Source organism: Georgenia muralis, from assembly GCF_003814705.1.
Classification (GTDB): domain Bacteria; phylum Actinomycetota; class Actinomycetes; order Actinomycetales; family Actinomycetaceae; genus Georgenia; species Georgenia muralis.
Map to the genome: position 1 here is coordinate 122,321 of NZ_RKRA01000001.1, position 15,513 is coordinate 137,833.

11 protein-coding genes and 1 pseudogene are annotated in these 15,513 nt (G+C 74.1%); 1 reads left to right on the forward strand and 11 read right to left on the reverse strand.

The genetic code is table 11. The annotated features are described in order from the left end of the window. Window positions 1–15 precede the first annotated feature (15 nt). The 11 genes and pseudogenes from EDD32_RS00550 to EDD32_RS00595 form a co-directional block, all read right to left on the reverse strand. A complete protein-coding gene (locus EDD32_RS00550; RefSeq protein ID WP_123913676.1) occupies window positions 16–1,260 on the reverse strand; it encodes an FAD-binding oxidoreductase in 1,245 nt (414 codons plus the stop codon). Beyond that, window positions 1,260–2,720 (reverse strand): FAD-linked oxidase C-terminal domain-containing protein, encoded by a 1,461-nt coding sequence (locus tag EDD32_RS00555; protein ID WP_123913678.1) that lies wholly within the window; start codon window positions 2,718–2,720, stop codon window positions 1,260–1,262. The genes EDD32_RS00550 and EDD32_RS00555 overlap by 1 nt, the downstream gene beginning before the upstream one ends. Before the next feature lie 161 nt (window positions 2,721–2,881). Further along, on the reverse strand, window positions 2,882–4,468 hold the full coding sequence (aceB, locus tag EDD32_RS00560) for a malate synthase A (RefSeq protein ID WP_123913680.1): 1,587 nt from the start codon (window positions 4,466–4,468) through the stop codon (window positions 2,882–2,884). Window positions 4,469–4,597: 129 nt separating this feature from the next. Beyond that, window positions 4,598–5,629, reverse strand: coding sequence for an allantoicase (gene alc / locus EDD32_RS00565; RefSeq protein ID WP_123913682.1), 1,032 nt, complete (start codon window positions 5,627–5,629; stop codon window positions 4,598–4,600). Then, window positions 5,626–6,951 carry an allantoinase AllB gene (allB, locus tag EDD32_RS20070; protein ID WP_170175363.1) on the reverse strand — a complete coding sequence of 442 codons (1,326 nt, stop codon included), beginning with the start codon at window positions 6,949–6,951 and terminating at the stop codon, window positions 5,626–5,628. Before allB ends, alc begins: the two co-directional genes overlap by 4 nt. A gap of 66 nt (window positions 6,952–7,017) precedes the next feature. Then, window positions 7,018–8,106, reverse strand: a pseudogene (locus EDD32_RS20075) (glycerate kinase); the annotation flags it as partial. 50 nt (window positions 8,107–8,156) lie between these two features. Beyond that, window positions 8,157–9,932 (reverse strand): glyoxylate carboligase, encoded by a 1,776-nt coding sequence (gene gcl / locus EDD32_RS00575; RefSeq protein WP_123913686.1) that lies wholly within the window; start codon window positions 9,930–9,932, stop codon window positions 8,157–8,159. 197 nt (window positions 9,933–10,129) lie between these two features. After that, window positions 10,130–11,008 (reverse strand): 2-hydroxy-3-oxopropionate reductase, encoded by an 879-nt coding sequence (locus EDD32_RS00580; RefSeq protein ID WP_123913688.1) that lies wholly within the window; start codon window positions 11,006–11,008, stop codon window positions 10,130–10,132. A 25-nt stretch (window positions 11,009–11,033) separates the two neighbouring features. Continuing rightward, window positions 11,034–11,858 (reverse strand): hydroxypyruvate isomerase family protein, encoded by an 825-nt coding sequence (locus EDD32_RS00585; protein ID WP_246005904.1) that lies wholly within the window; start codon window positions 11,856–11,858, stop codon window positions 11,034–11,036. A 75-nt stretch (window positions 11,859–11,933) separates the two neighbouring features. Then, on the reverse strand, window positions 11,934–13,187 hold the full coding sequence (locus EDD32_RS00590; RefSeq protein WP_123913690.1) for a DUF6986 family protein: 1,254 nt from the start codon (window positions 13,185–13,187) through the stop codon (window positions 11,934–11,936). Beyond that, on the reverse strand, window positions 13,184–14,599 hold the full coding sequence (locus EDD32_RS00595) for an NAD-dependent malic enzyme (RefSeq protein ID WP_123913692.1): 1,416 nt from the start codon (window positions 14,597–14,599) through the stop codon (window positions 13,184–13,186). Before EDD32_RS00595 ends, EDD32_RS00590 begins: the two co-directional genes overlap by 4 nt. 152 nt (window positions 14,600–14,751) lie before the next feature. Here EDD32_RS00595 and EDD32_RS00600 point away from each other — a divergent pair, with 152 nt between their 5' ends. Next, window positions 14,752–15,504, forward strand: coding sequence for an IclR family transcriptional regulator (locus EDD32_RS00600; RefSeq protein ID WP_123913694.1), 753 nt, complete (start codon window positions 14,752–14,754; stop codon window positions 15,502–15,504). Window positions 15,505–15,513: the final 9 nt, after the last annotated feature.

Sequence of the window (15,513 nt, forward strand, 5' to 3'; positions counted from 1 at the left end):
TCGCGTCGACGCTCATCAGATACCTCCCACGAACCGGCCCGGCGCGAGGTTGCGTCCGGGGTCGAGCTGTTCCTTGATGCCACGCATGAGGCCGAGACCGGCCACCGGCCCCCACACGTCCAGCCCGTCGCGCAGCTCGGCCGGAGCAGTGAGGACGACGACGGTGCCCTCCCGCGGGCTCGGCGCCGCCGCGCGCAGGTCCGCCAGCACCCCGGCGACGGCGTCCGGCGCCGGGGCCGTGAGACCGGCGTGGAGCACGCCGAGCGCGCTGCCGCGCAGCGCGACGGACGCACCGTGGCGCTCCTCGCTCGAGCGCGCCGCGGCGAGGAGGTCCGCGACACCGGTGAGGGTGGCGGTGGCCTTGGCGGTCACGTCCCCGCCGGGCAGGCGCGCCCACCACGACGGCGGCTCACCGATCTCGCCGCCGACCAGGGCGACGGTCTCCTCGGCGCGCGCGGCCACGGCCTCCTCGGTGCCCTCCAGGAGCACCGCGACCGTGGCCTCGTCGCTGCCTGCGGGGCGGTCGATCTCCACCGCGGCGGGGGCGAGCCGGGAGGCGACGACGGTGCGCGCGAGCTCGGCCGCCTCGGCGAGCGGAGCGGTGCGCAGGACGAACCGGCGGGCCGGTCGCACGGGGTGGAGGCGGAACGCCGCGCGCACGATGACCCCGAGGGTGCCGTAGGAGCCGGTCATGATCTTGGCCAGGTCGTACCCGGCGACGTTCTTGACCACCTTGCCGCCCGACGTCGCCACCGTGCCGTCCGCCAGGACGACCGTGGTGCCCAGGACGAGGTCGCGCAGGGCGAGACGCTGGAGCCGGCGCGGCCCCGTCGCGGCGGTCGCGAGGGCGCCGCCGATCGTCGAGCCGGCCTCGAGGCGCTCGCGCGGCACGTCCGCCACGAGCTCCTGCCCGGCCCGGCCGACCTCCTCCTGGAGGTCCTTCAGCGCCAGCCCCGCCTCGGCGACGACGACGAGGTCGCCCGCCTCGTGCTCCACCAGGCGGTCCAGACCGCGTGTGTCCAGGATGAGGTCGACCCGCTCGGGCGGGACGCCCCACGTCAGCGCCGTGCCCGCCCCGCGGGCGACCGTCACCAGGCCCTGCCCGGTGGCCTCGCGCAGGAGGGCGGAGGTCGCCTCGACCGAGGTGGGCCGGGCGACGGCGGCGGCGGTGACGCCGTCGACGGTGTCGGTGTCCTGCGCGGGGCGGACCTCGCCCGCGCCGTCGAGGCTGCGGGCCAGCGTGGTGATGTCGATGCTCATCAGAAGACCTCCGCCAGTCCGGCTTCCTGCAGGGGGTGGGCGCCCTGGTGACGACCAGGACGCTCGCCGCACAGCCGCGGCGTGGGGAAGACCTTCCCCGGGTTGGAGATGCCGGCAGGGTCGAAGGCGCACCGCACCGCCTGCATGGTGGCCAGGTCGTCCTCGGAGAACATGCGCGGCATGTACTTCGCCTTGTCCGAGCCCACGCCGTGCTCACCGGTGATGGACCCGCCGTTGGCGATGCACAGGTCGAGGATGCCGCCGGCGACCTCCTCGGCCCGCTCTGCCGCGCCCTCCTCGGCGTCGTCGAAGAGGACGAGGGGGTGGAGGTTGCCGTCCCCGGCGTGGAAGACGTTGGCGACCCGGACCCCGCGCTCGGCGGACATCTGGGCGATCTCGCGCAGCACCTTCGGCAGCGCGGTGCGCGGGATGACGCCGTCCTGGACGATGTAGTCGGGGCTGATCCGCCCGACGGCGGCGAAGGCGGACTTGCGGCCCTTCCAGATGAGGGCGCGCTCGACGTCGTCGGCGGCGACCCGCACCTCGAAGGCACCGGCCTCCTGGCAGTGGCGCACCACCTCGTCGAACTCCCCCTCGACGTCCGCGGCCGCGCCGTCGAGCTCGACGACGAGGACGGCCCCCGCGCCGGCGGGGTAGCCGCAGTGGACCGCCTTCTCGGCGGCCTCGATGGCCAGGGCGTCCATCATCTCGATGGCGGCGGGGATGACGCCCGCGGCGATGATCGCCGAGGTGGCCGCCCCGGCGTCGTCGGTAGAGGCGAACCCGGCGAGGATCGTGCGGACGTCCTCGGGCAGGCGGGTCAGGCGCACGGTGGCGGCGGTGACGATCCCGAGGGTGCCCTCGGAGCCCACGAGGGCACCGAGCAGGTCGTAGCCCGGCGGGTCGGGCGCCTTGCCGCCGATCTCGACGAGCTCCCCGCCCGGGGTGACGAGGTCGAGCCCGGTGACGTGGTTGGTCGTGAAGCCGTACTTCAGGCAGTGGGCGCCGCCGGAGTTCTCCGCGACGTTCCCGCCGATGGAGCACACCGACTGGCTCGAGGGGTCGGGCGCGAAGTAGTAGCCGTCGGGCGTCGTGGCCTGGGTGAGGCGGAGGTTGATGACGCCGGGGTCGACGACGGCGCGCTGGTTCGCCGCGTCGATCTCGCGGATCTCGCGCATCTGGGACATCACGACGAGCACGCCCTCCGCGCGGGGCAGCGCCCCGCCGGACAGGCCCGTGCCGGAGCCGCGCGCGACGAACGGGACCCGCAGGTCCGCGCAGGCGCGCACGGCCGTCGCGACGTCGGCCGCGTCACGGGCCAGGACCACCAGGCCGGGGACCACCTTGTACTGGGCGAGCCCGTCGCACTCGTAGGTGCGCAGCCGTTGACGGTCGGTGATGACCTGCTCGTCGCCGAGCTCGGCGGTGAGCCGGGCGGTGACCTGCTGCAGCGGGTCCATGGCAGCCTCCTTGGTGCCTGCTCCCCGTCCGGGGAGGGGTCGTCACGGGCCCGGGAGTGCCGGGCCCGCACCCGCCGGCGACAGCCGGTGGGGCCGTGCGGGGCGCGGCGGGGAGCTCCCGCCGCGCCCGTGCGGCGGGGCCTGTCCCGCCGCGGTGCGGTCTACGGCATCCGCTCGTAGGCCGGGAGGGTGAGGAAGTCGGCGTAGTCGTCGGCGACGGCGACCTCGAGGAACGTCTCCTTGGCGCGGTCGTAGTCCGCAGCCTCGCCCGGGAGCTTGGCGATCTCCTCGGCGACGATCCGGTCGATGAGCTCCCGGGTCACCTTGTGCCCGGTGTCGGCGAGGGTGACGTCGTTGTGGAGCCACTGCCACACCTGCGAGCGTGAGATCTCGGCGGTCGCGGCGTCCTCCATGAGGTTGAAGATCGCCACCGCGCCGAGCCCCTCGAGCCACGCCTTGAGGTACTGGATGCCGACGGAGATGTTGTTGCGCAACCCCGCCTCGGTGACGTCGCCGGGGGTGGCGGAGACGTCGAGGAGCTGGGCCGCGGTGACGTGGACGTCCTCACGCTTGCGGTCGAGCTGGTTGGGCCGGTCGCCGAGCTTGTCGGTGAAGACCTCCTTGCACAGCTCCACCATGCCGGGGTGGGCCACCCACGAGCCGTCGAAGCCGTCCTCGGCCTCGCGGGTCTTGTCCGCGCGCACCTTCTCGAAGGCCGCGGCGTTGACCTCGGGGTCCTTGGAGGGGATGAAGGCGGCCATGCCGCCGATGGCGTGGGCGCCGCGCTTGTGGCACGTGCGGACGAGCAGCTCGGTGTAGGCCCGCATGAACGGCACCGTCATGGTCACCGCGTTGCGGTCGGGGAGCATGAACTCCTCGCCGCGGGTGCGGAAGGACTTGATGACGGAGAACATGAAGTCCCACCGTCCGGCGTTGAGGCCCGCGGAGTGCTCGCGCAGCTCGTAGAGGATCTCCTCCATCTCGAAGGCCGCGGGGTAGGTCTCGATGAGGACGGTCGCGCGGATGGTGCCCCGCGGGACCCCCAGGGCGTCCTGGGCGAGGTTGAACGCGTCGTTCCACAGCCGCGCCTCGAGGTGGGACTCCATCTTCGGCAGGTAGAAGTACGGCCCGAGGCCCTTCTCGATCTGGCGCAGGCCCGCGGTGGCGATGTACAGCGCGAAGTCCACGAGGGAGCCGGAGGTCTCCTCGCCGTCGACGAGGATGTGCTTCTCGGGCAGGTGCCAGCCGCGCGGGCGCACCACGATGGTGGCGAGCTCCTCGTCGGGGCGGAGCTTGTACTCCTTGCCGTTCTCGGCGGTGTAGTCGATGGTGCGGTTGATCGCGTCGAGCAGGTTGAGCTGGCCGCCCACCACGGACTCCCACTGCGGGGTGTTGGCGTCCTCGTGGTCGGCGAGCCAGACCTTCGCGCCGGAGTTGAGGGCGTTGATGGTCATCTTGCGGTCGGTGGGGCCGGTGATCTCCACCCGGCGGTCGACGAGCCCGGGGGCCGGCGGGGCCACCTGCCAGCTGTCGTCCTCGCGCACGTGCGCGGTCTCCGGCAGGAAGTCCAGGGTGCCGCCGTTCGCGAGGTCGGCGACCCGCGCCCGGCGTGCCTCGAGGAGCTCCAGGCGCCTGGCGTTCAGCTCACGGTGCAGCCGTGCGACGAGGTCGAGCGCGGCCGGGGTGAGCACCTCCTCGTACCTCTCGCTGGTCGGTCCGGTGATCTCGAGACCTTGTGTGGTGGTCAAATGGCTCCCCTACTTTCACGATACGGAACGACATGTCTTCCCAGTGGAAACAGTAGACGGGGGCTCACCCCTGGTCAACGCGAGCGGCCCGGGGCGGCCGGAGCAGTGACGCGGCCGCCTCGGGTCCGTTCACCGACGTTCCGCCCACCGCTGCCGGGCCTCCTCCAGCGCCTCGGCCGCGACCTCGCCCCACACCCGGAACCGGCTCAGACCGCCGTCGGGGTAGACGTCCAGGCGGACGTGGGTGGCCTCGGCGGCCACCGCCGTGAGAAACCGGTGCCGCGTGTCCGGCTGGACGGCGACCCGGGGCAGGATCTCCGTCCAGGTGGCGCCCTCGAGGTCGCCGTCCGGGACGTCGGCCGCGCTCACCCGCACCCAGCCGGGCGCGTTGCCGACGTAGTAGCCGGTGTCGATCTCCAGGTGGCGGGCGGTCCCGCGGCGGCCGAGGGCGAAGACGGCGAAGTCGTTGCCGTCCCCCCGGCGGCGGGCGTTCTCCCACCCCTCCCCCATGTTGCGGGCCCGGCCGGGCATGATGATCTGCGCCGGCGAGGAGTAGAAGGCGTCGGACGTGGCCGCGAGGCGCCCGCCGTTCTCCGCGGCGACGAGGTCGATCGTGCCGGTGAGGAAGCGGGGGTCCTCCACCACCTCACCGTGGACGCGCAGGCGGGCCACCCCGCCGTCGGGATAGATCGACAGGCGCACGTGGGTCCACCAGCGGCCGTCCTCGACCGCGTAGTAGTTCTTGGTGTCGCCGGCGCAGTCGGTCCTGGCGACGAGGGTGGTCCACTCGGCCTCGGCCAGGTCGGCCACGGACGGGTACCCGTCGGCGGCCGTGGCCTCGACCGAGATGAAGGGTGGGTAGTTCCCGCGGAACCAGGCGGTGTCGACGACGACGCCGCGCACGACCCCCGGTGCCCCCAGCCGCACGACGGCCCAGTCGTTGCCGGGCTCGCGTCGACGGCGGGTCTCCCAGCCGTCGTACACCTTGCCCTTGTGGCCGAACTCGCCGGGGTCGAACGCCGCGGGCCACGGGTTGATGAGGTTCTCCCGCTGGGCGAACAGCTCGTCGTTGGCGGCGATCACGCCGGCGCCGAGCGAGCGGGACGCCAGGTCGGTCAGGGCGGTGAAGTCGGGGGCGCCCGCGTCGGCGGCGTGGTTCATGCGTCTCCTCGTCGTAGCAGCGTCCCGGTGGGGACGTCGGTGATGGTGCGGCCGTGCAGCAGGGTGCGCCGCACGACGCCGGTCAGGCGGCGGCCGGCGTAGGGGGTGACCGGGTTGCGGTGGTGCAGGCGGGCCGGGTCGACGTCGAAGGAGTCCTCCGGGGCGAGGACGGCGAGGTCGGCGTCCTTGCCCGGGGCGATCGCACCCTTGCGGTCCAGCCCGACCAGGGCGGCCGGCGAGGTCGACATCCAGCGCACCACCTGCTCCAGCGCCACCCCCCGGGACCGGGCCTCGGTCCACACCGCGGCGAGGCCGAGCTGGAGCGAGGCGACGCCGCCCCAGGCCTCGCCGAAGTCGCCGGTGTCGAGCGCCTTGAGGTCCGGGGTCGAGGGCGAGTGGTCGGTCACGACGATGTCGATGGCGCCGTCGAGCAGGCCCTGCCACAACGCGTCCTGGTTGGCGGCGCCGCGGATGGGCGGGCAGCACTTGAACGCGGTGGCGCCGTCCGGGACGTCCTCGGCCTCGAGGGTGAGGTAGTGCGGGCAGGTCTCGACGCTGACCCGCACGCCCTCGGCGCGGGCGCGGGTGATGAGGGGCAGCGCGGCGGCGTCGGAGAGGTGCAGGACGTGCACGCGGGCGCCGGTCCTCGCCGCGGCACCGAGGAGGGTGGCGATGGCCGCCTCCTCCGCGGCGGGCGGGCGCGAGGCCAGGAAGTCCGCGTAGCGGGGGCCGTGGGGCTCGGGCGCGGCGCCGATGACGCCCGGGTCCTCGGCGTGGACGACCATGAGGGCGTCCAGCCGCGCCAGCTCCGCCAGGTCCCGCTCGAGCTCGGCGGCGTCGAGGTGGCCGAACTCCTCGACCCCGGAGTCCACGAGGAAGCACTTGAAGCCCATGACGCCGGCGTCGTGCAGCGGGGCGAGGTCGGCGGCGCTGCCCGGGACGGCGCCGCCCCAGAAGGCGACGTCGACGTGGACGCCGCCCTCGGCCTCGGCGCGCTTGACGTCCAGCGCCGCCACGTCGGTGGTGGGCGGGACGGAGTTCAGCGGCATGTCCACGATCGTCGTCACGCCCCCGGCGGCGGCGGCCCGGGTGGCGCTGGCGAAGCCCTCCCACTCCGTGCGGCCGGGCTGGTTGACGTGGACGTGGGTGTCCACCAGGCCCGGGATGAGCACCTCGTCCTCGGCCAGCTCGAGGGTCTCGGTCGCGTCGAGGCCGGCACCGAGGTCGGCGACCTCGACGATCACCCCGTCCCGCACGCCCACCTCGGCCGCGCGCCACCCCTGAGGGGTGAGGACCCGGCGGCCGCGCACGACGAGGTCCAGCGGTGCGGTGGCGGGTGGGGTCGACGCGTCGGTGGGGCCGGCGCCCAGGTGCTCGGCCGCGATCCGCTCGCCGAGCCGCTCCAGGAGCGGGCCCGCCTGCGCGATGCACGTGGCGACGTCGGGCTCGAGGTCGGTCAGGGCGTGGACGGCCGCGATGCCGGCGGCGCGGGCGCGCGCCGGGTCGAGCGCGGACGACCCGCACACGGCGACGACGGGCACGTCGCCCGCCGCGGCGGCCACGCCCACCGGGGCCTTGCCGTGGAGGGACTGCTCGTCGAGGCGGCCCTCACCGGTGACCACCAGGTCCGCGCCGTGGACGCGCCCGGCGAAACCGGCGAGGTCGAGCACGACCTCGATGCCCGCCCGCCGTCGGGCGCCCAGCAGCAGCAGGGCGTACCCGACGCCCCCGGCGGCACCGGCCGACGGCGCCGCCGCGAGGTCCTGCGCGTCGTGCGCGCCGGCGCGCGTCAGGGCCCGGACCCAGGCGGCGAGCGCGGCGTCGAGCTCGGCGACGGCGGTGGGGTCGGCACCCTTCTGCGGGCCGTACACGGCGGCGGCGCCGTGCGGGCCGAGGAGGGGGTTGTCCACGTCGGAGGCCAGCACGAGCGCCGCCGTGCGGAGGCCCGGGTGGAGGCCGCTCAGGTCCACGCCGGTGACGTCGGCCAGCGCCGCCCCGCCGTCGGGCAGCTCCCCGCCCGGACCGGTGAGGCGGGCCCCGAGGGCGGCGAGCATCCCCGCGCCGCCGTCGGTGCTGGCCGAGCCGCCGATGCCGACGACGACCTCCCGGGCCCCCGCGTCGAGGGCGTGGGCGACGACCTCGCCGAGCCCCCGTGAGGAGGCACGCCGAGCGGTCGTGGGGTCGGGGTCGAGCATCTGCAGACCGGTCACCGCCGCCATCTCCACCACTGCCGTGGCACCACGGCGGGCGTACCGCGCGTGGACGGGCTCACCCAGGGGGCCGGTGGCATCGACCGCGACCGGCTCGAACCCGGCGGCGAGCGCGGCCTCGACCGTCCCCTCACCGCCGTCGGCGACCGGCAGGATGTCGACGTCCAGGTCCGGGACGCCCCGCCGCAGGCCGGCCGCGAGGTGGGCGGCCACCTCCGCGGCCGTCAGCGAGCCCTTGAACTTGTCGGGGGCGAGGACGACCTTCATGTACCCATCCCAGCAGAGGGCGGCGGGGTCTGCCCGGTCGGGGGCACGGCTCAGTCCAGCAGCGCGGCGGCGCTGGTCGAGTCCTCGGCCGAGAGCACGATGTCCTCGAACTCGTTGACGCCGTCGAGCTCGGCCCCCATGGGGATGTTGGTGACCCGCTCGAGGATGACCTCCACGACCACCGGGACACGGAACTCCTGCGCGGTGGCCTGGGCCTTGGTGAACGCGGTGGCCAGGTCCTCCGGATCCGTCACCCGGATGGCCTTGCACCCGAGCGCCTCGGCGACCTTGACGTGGTCGACGCCGTACCCGCCCCCGTCGGGGGAGTTGATGTTCTCGAAGGCGAGGGAGACGTGGTAGTCCATCTCGAAGGCGCGCTGCGACTGCCGGATGAGCCCGAGGTAGGCGTTGTTGACCACGACGTGGACGTAGGGCAGGTGGTGCTGGGCGCCGACCGCGAGCTCCTCGAGCATGAACTGGAAGTCGTAGTCGCCCGACAGCGCCACCACCTCGGCGTCGGGGCGTGCGGTGGCCACCCCGAGCGCGGCGGGACCCGTCCAGCCGAGCGGCCCCGCCTGCCCGGCGTTGACCCAGTGCCGGGGCCGGTAGACGTGCAGGTGCTGGGCGCCCGCGATCTGGGAGAGCCCGATCGTGGTGACGTAGACGGTGTCGCGGTCGAACGCGCGGTTCATCTCCTGGTAGACCCGCTGGGGCTTGATGGGGATGTCGGTGAAGTCGGTCCGGCGTCCGAGCTCGCGCTTGCGGGCGGCGGTGGCCTCCACCCAGGCCGAGCGGTCCGGCAGGGCCCCGGCGTCGCGCCGCCCGCGGGCGACCTCGACGGCGAGCGCCAGGAAGGCCTTCGCGTCGGAGACGATCCCGTAGTCGGGGGCGAAGACACGCCCGATCTGGGTGGGCTCGATGTCGACGTGGATGAAGGTGCGGCCGCGGCGGTAGGTGTCCAGGCCGCCGGTGTGGCGGTTGGCCCACCGGTTGCCCACGCCGAGGACGAGGTCGGACTCCAGGAACGTCGCGTTGCCGTAGCGCTGGGAGGTCTGGATGCCGACCATCCCGGCCGCGAGGCGGTGGTCGTCGGGGATGGCGCCCCAGCCCATGAGGGTGGGGACGACGGGGACGTCGAGGGTCTCGGCGAGCTCGACGAGGAGGTCCTCGCCGCCGGCGTTGACGATGCCCCCGCCGGCCACGACGAGCGGGCGCTCGGCGGCGCCGAGCATGTCCAGCGCCTTCTCCACCTGGGCACGGGTCGCGGCGGGACGGAGGACGGGCAGCGGCTCGTAGGTGTCGGGGTCGAACTCGATCTCGGCGGTCTGGACGTCGACCGGCAGGTCGATGAGCACCGGGCCGGGCCGGCCGGACCGCATGAGCTGGAACGCCTGGGCGAGGACACCGGGGACCTGCCCCGCCTCGAGGACGGTCTTGGCCATCTTCGTCACGGGGGCCGCGATGGCGGCGATGTCGACGGCCTGGAAGTCCTCCTTGTCCAGCTTCGCCACCGGCGCCTGGCCGGTGATGCACAGCATCGGGACGGAGTCGGCGTGAGCGGCGTACAGGCCGGTGATCATGTCCGTCCCGGCGGGACCGGAGGTGCCCACGCAGATGCCGATGTTGCCCGGGGCCGCGCGGGAGAACCCGTCGGCCATGTGGGAGGCGCCCTCCATGTGGCGGGCCAGGACGTGACGGATGCCGCCGTGGCGGCGCATCGCGTCGTAGAACGGGTTGATCGCGGCGCCGGGCAGTCCGAAGGCCTGGGTGGCGCCCTCCTTCTCGAGGATGGCGACGGCGGCGTCGACGGCTCGCATGCGAGGCATGTCGGTCTCGATTCTTCTGCGGCGGGCTGGGCCCGCTGGGTGCTCGGATGGGTGCGGCGCCGACGCGGCGTCGTCACGGCGTCGTGACGGCCACACGTGGCGCCCCGGCGGTGGGGCCGGCGGGGGGTGGGTCGGTGCGCCCGCCGGCGGTGGGCCGGCGGGCGGTGGGGCCGGGCGGGTGGTGGGGCGGGAGTCGGTCAGCCCGAGCGGCCGGAGAGCCGCTCGACCACGCGGAGGAGCCCGGAGTGGTCGAGGCTGCCGTCGCCGTTCGCGCGGGCCGAGGCCATGAGCTGGGCGACGACCGCCCCGAGCGGGGTGACGACGCCGGCCTCCCGCGCGGCGGAGGTGACGATGCCGAGGTCCTTGTGGTGCAGCTCGATGCGGAACCCGGGCTCGAAGGAGCGGTCCAGCATCTTCTGGGCCTTCTGGTCGAGCACGGCGGACCCCGCGAGCCCGCCGCCGAGGACCTTCACCGCGGCGGCGGTGTCCACGCCGTAGGCCTCGAGGAAGATCACCGCCTCGGCGAGGAGGGCGATGTTGCCGGCCACCATGAGCTGGTTGGCGGCCTTGACGGTCTGTCCCGAGCCCGACGGTCCCACGTGGACGATCGTCTTCCCGACCGCCTCGAACACCGGCTGCGCGGCCGCGAAGTCCTCGGCCGAGCCGCCGACCATGATCGACAGGGCGGCGTTCTGCGCGCCGGCCTCGCCGCCGGAGACCGGGGCGTCGAGCAGGCGGAAGCCCTTGTCCCGGGCCTCCTCCGCCAGCTCGGCGGTGACGTCGGGACGGATGGTGGAGAAGTCGATGACCAGCGCGCCCGGGGCGGCGTTGGCGAAGACCCCGTCCTCGCCGGCGAGGACCTCGGTGACGTCCGGGGAGTCCGGCACCATGACGGCGACCACCTCGGCGCCGGCGACGGCGTCCGCGACCGAGGACGCGGCGGTCCCGCCGGCCTCGACCAGGGCACGGGTCTTCTCCGGGCTGCGGTTGTACCCGGTGACGTCGTGCCCGGCGTTCTGCAGGTGGACGGCCATCGGGCTGCCCATGATGCCCAGGCCGATGAATGCGATCTTCATGGAGGTCCTTCCGTCTCGGTGGCGCTCAGGCCCGGGCGGCGCGCTGCTCGCGCGGGAGCCAGGCGAAGGGGTCGGCGTCGGTCGTCTTGTACTCCAGGCCCACGGGACCGGTGTAGCCGCCGGCGCGCAGGTCCTCGATCCAGCGGGAGATGGGCAGCTCGCCCGACCCGGGGGCGCCGCGCCCCGGGGCGTCGGCGATCTGGACGTGCGCGACACGGTCGCGGTAGGCGGCCAGGTCGGCGTCGACGTCCCCACCGTTGACGGAGATGTGGAAGACGTCGAGGAGGAGCCCGAGGTTGGTCTCGCCGTGCTCCTGCGCCACGCGGTCGAGCACGGCGACGACGTCGACGGAGGACTTCAACGGGTACGCGGGCGTCCCGGAGACCGGCTCGAGCAGGACCGTCCCGCCGATCCGTCCCACCGCCCGGGCGGCCAGGGCGAGGTTCTCCGCACCGACCGCGTCCTGGGCGGCGGGGTCGGCGCCCTCGACGCGGTTGCCGTAGAGGGCGTTGAACGCCCGGCAGCCGGTGCGCTCGCCGATGGCGGTGACGACGTCGAGGTTCGCGCGCAGCTCCTCGGAGCGCTCGGGCCAGGAGACGAGGCCACGGTCACCGCCGGGCATGTCACCGGCGTTGAAGTTCAGGCCGGTGAGCGCCACCCCGGCGTCGTCGATCGCGCGGACGAGCGCGTCGACGACGTCGGCATCGGGGACCGAGGTCGGGAACGGCCACCACAGCTCGATCCCGTCGAAGCCCGCGGCGCGGGCTGCGGCGGGGCGCTCGAGCAGCGGCAGGTCCGTGAGGAGGATCGAGCAGTTCACGGTGTACGGGACGGTCACCCCGGACCTCACTTCCACATCATGGAATCTTGCTTCCTAGTTGTGAAAGCCTAAGGGTGACCGTCCCACGGGTCAACCCCGGGCGGATCACCCCCGCCCGGTCGCGAGCCTTCCCACCTCGGCGGGGTCGAGACCGGCCGAGCGCAGCTCCTCTCCGTCCACGGCGCCGCAGTCGAGACCGCGGCGGAGGAACCACGCCAGCGCGCGCGCCGTGGCCGGCTCGTCGAGGACGCCGCCCGCGGCACCGTCGAGGTAGGCGCGCAGCCGGTCCGTGGCCGCGGCGAGGCCCTCGCGGTAGAACGCGTACGTCGCGGCGAACCGGCTGGGCAGCTGGGCGGGGTGGAGGTCCCAGCCCTGGTAGTAGCCCCGCTCGAGCGAGCGCCGGACGAGCCGGCCGTGCAGCGACCAGGCCTCGCGCACCCGGCCCGGCCCGCCCACCGGCAGGACGTTCGTGGAGCCGTCGGACAGGCGCACGCCGGTGCCGGCCGCGGCGAGCTGCATGACGGCCTTGGCGTGGTCGGCGGCGGGGTGCTCCATGGACTGGTGGGCCGCGGCGATCCCCAGGGCCGCGGAGTAGTCGTAGGTCCCGTAGTGCAGCCCGCTCACCCGCCCGGCCCCCGCGTGCACCATGGCCGCGACCGGGGCCGTGCCGTCGGCGCCGAGGATCGCCTGCGGGGTCTCGACCTGGACCTCGAAGCGCAGACGCCCCGGCGCCAGCCCGTGCGCCCGCTCGATGGCCGCGCAGACGAGGACCATCGCCCGGACCTGGTCGACCGACGTCACCTTGGGCAGGGTCACGACGAGGCCGCCCGGCAGGTCCCCGGAGCCGGCCAGGCCGGAGAGGAACAGGTCGAGGGTGCGCAGGCCGCGCGCGCGGGTGGGCCGTTCGAGGCTCTTGAACCGGATCCCCACGAAGGGCGTGGCGGTGCCCGCGTCCAGCTCGGCCCGCAGGTGGCGCGCGGCGGCGACGGCGACGTCGTCCTCGGCGTCGCCGTGGTCGCCGTAGCCGTCCTCGAGGTCGATGCGCAGGTCCTCGACCGGCTCCCGCCCGAGCTTCTCCCCCACCCGCCGCGCGACCTCCTCGCGCAGCGGGTCCGCCACACCCACCGCCTCGACGAGCGCCGCCGGGCCGCCCGCGGCGTCGACCGCCTCCAGCGCCTCGCGACCCCAGTCCTGCGCCAGACCCGCCCGGTAGCGGTCGGCGGGCACGTAGACGGTGTGGACCGGCTGGCGGGAGCCGTCGTCGCCCGGGTAGGCCCCGGCGAGGTGGGCGTCGGCCGCGGAGAGGAGCTCGTCGACGGCGGCGAGGTCCGCGCCGCCCAGGACCGTGCGGGCCGTCACCGCTCGGCCTCGGCGGCGGACCCGCCCTTCTCGGCCACCGTCTGCGAGCGCACGGCCTCGGCGACGGCCTCGGCCACGCGGTGGTCGAAGACGCCGGGGATGATGAAGGCGCCGTTGCGCTCGTCGTCGCCGACGACCTCGGCGATGGCCACGGCCGCCACCCGCAGCATCTCGTCGCTGATGACGTGGGCGCCGGCGTCGAGCAGGCCGCGGAAGAGACCGGGGAAGGCCAGGACGTTGTTGATCTGGTTCGGGTAGTCCGACCGGCCGGTCGCCACGACCGCGGCCGTCTCGCCCGCGTCGATGGGGTCGACCTCGGGGGTGGGGTTGGCCAGGGCGAACACGATGGCGTCGTCGTTCATGGTGGCGACGTCGGCGCCTGTGAGGATGTTGCCGGCGGAGACGCCGATGAAGACGTCGGCCCCGGCCATGCCCTCCTTGAGCGTCCCCGTGAAGCCCTCCTCGTTGGTGTTCTCCGCGATCCAGCGCCGGTACACGTCGCCGTTGGTCTCCCCGCGGTGCAGGGCGCCGTTGCGGCCGAAGCCGATGACGTGCCGGGCCCCCTGGGCCTTGAGCAGCCGGATGATCGCGCTGCCCGCGGCGCCGACGCCGGAGACGACGATGCGCACGTCCTCGAGCTTCTTGTCCACGACCTTGAGGGCGTTGATGAGCGCGGCGAGGACGACGATGGCGGTGCCGTGCTGGTCGTCGTGGAAGACGGGGATGTCGAGCTCCTCGCGCAGCCGCGCCTCGATCTCGAAGCACCGCGGGGCCGAGATGTCCTCGAGGTTGACCCCGCCGTAGACCGGTGCCAGGGCCTTGACGATGGAGATGATCTCCTCGGTGTCCTTGGTGTCCAGGCACACCGGCCACGCGTCGACCCCGCCGAACTCCTTGAACAGCGCCGCCTTGCCCTCCATGACCGGCAGCGCCGCCGCGGGGCCGATGTCGCCCAGGCCGAGGACGGCGGTGCCGTCGGTGACGACGGCGACGGTGTTGCGCTTGATGGTCAGGCGCCGGGCGTCCTCAGGCTTCTCGGCGATGGCCAGGCACACCCGTGCGACGCCCGGGGTGTAGGCGCGCGAGAGGTCGCGGCGGGTCTTGAGCGGGACCTTCGCGTTGACCTCGATCTTGCCGCCGAGGTGCATGAGGAAGGTCGAGTCGGACCACTTCAGGACGTGCACGCCCTCGAGGGCGTTGAGGGCCGCGACGACCCGCTCGCCGTGCTCGGTGTCCACGGTGTCGCAGGTGACGTCGACGATGAGCTTCGTCGGGGTGGAGTGGGCGATGTCCACGCCCATCACTGCGGCGCCGGCCTCGGCGACGGTCGAGACGACGGTCGACGTGGCGCGCTGGGAGGCGGGGACCTCCACCCGCAGGGTGATGGTGTAGCTGGGGCTGGGCATGACCATGGCGTTCTCGTTCCTGTCGGGCGGGGGCGACGTCGTCACCGCCGGTGATTTCGTTATCTGGAAGACTAGTTCTGCCAAGCGAACTCTGGTAGGCATTGTGGTGGCAGGACGTGGGTGGAGCCGGTTCCCGCCGGCAGCAGGAGGAGCAGCAGGTGGCGAGCAACCAGGGCGTGCAGTCGGTGGACCGGGCGATCGACCTCCTCGAGGCGATGACCGACCTCGGCGGCGACGCCACCCTCAGCGAGCTGGCGGCGGCCTCGGGTCTGCCGATGCCGACCATCCACCGGCTCATGCGCACTCTCGTCGCCCGCGGCTACGCCCGACAGGCGCCCTCCCGCCGCTACACCCTCGGCCCCAACCTCATCCGGCTCGGCGAGGGGGCCGGCCGACAGCTCGGCGCCGGGGCCCGGCCGCACCTCGAGCAGGTGGCGCGCGAGCTCGGCGAGACGGTCAACCTCGCGATGATCGACCGCGACATGGCCGTCTACGTCGCGCAGGCCGCCTCCGGGCACTCGATGAGGATGTTCACCGAGGTGGGACGCCGGGTGTTCTGCCACTGCACCGGCGTGGGCAAGGCCGTGCTCGCCCAGCTCCCCGACCAGACGGTCCGCGAGATCGTCGCGCGCGCGGGGATGCCGGCCCAGACCGAGCTGTCCATCACCGACCCGGACGCGCTCATCGCCGAGCTCGACCGGATCCGCGCCCAGGGCTACGCCGTCGACGACGGCGAGCAGGAGCTGGGGGTGCGGTGCTACGCGGTCGCCGTGCCCGACGCGCCCACCCCGGCCGCGGTGTCCATCTCCGGGCCCGCGGTGCGGGTGACCGACACGTTCGGCGAACGGGCGGTCCCGGTGCTGCAGGAGGTCGCCGCCCGCATCACGGCCGAGCTGCTCGGGACCCACTGACCGCCCCGC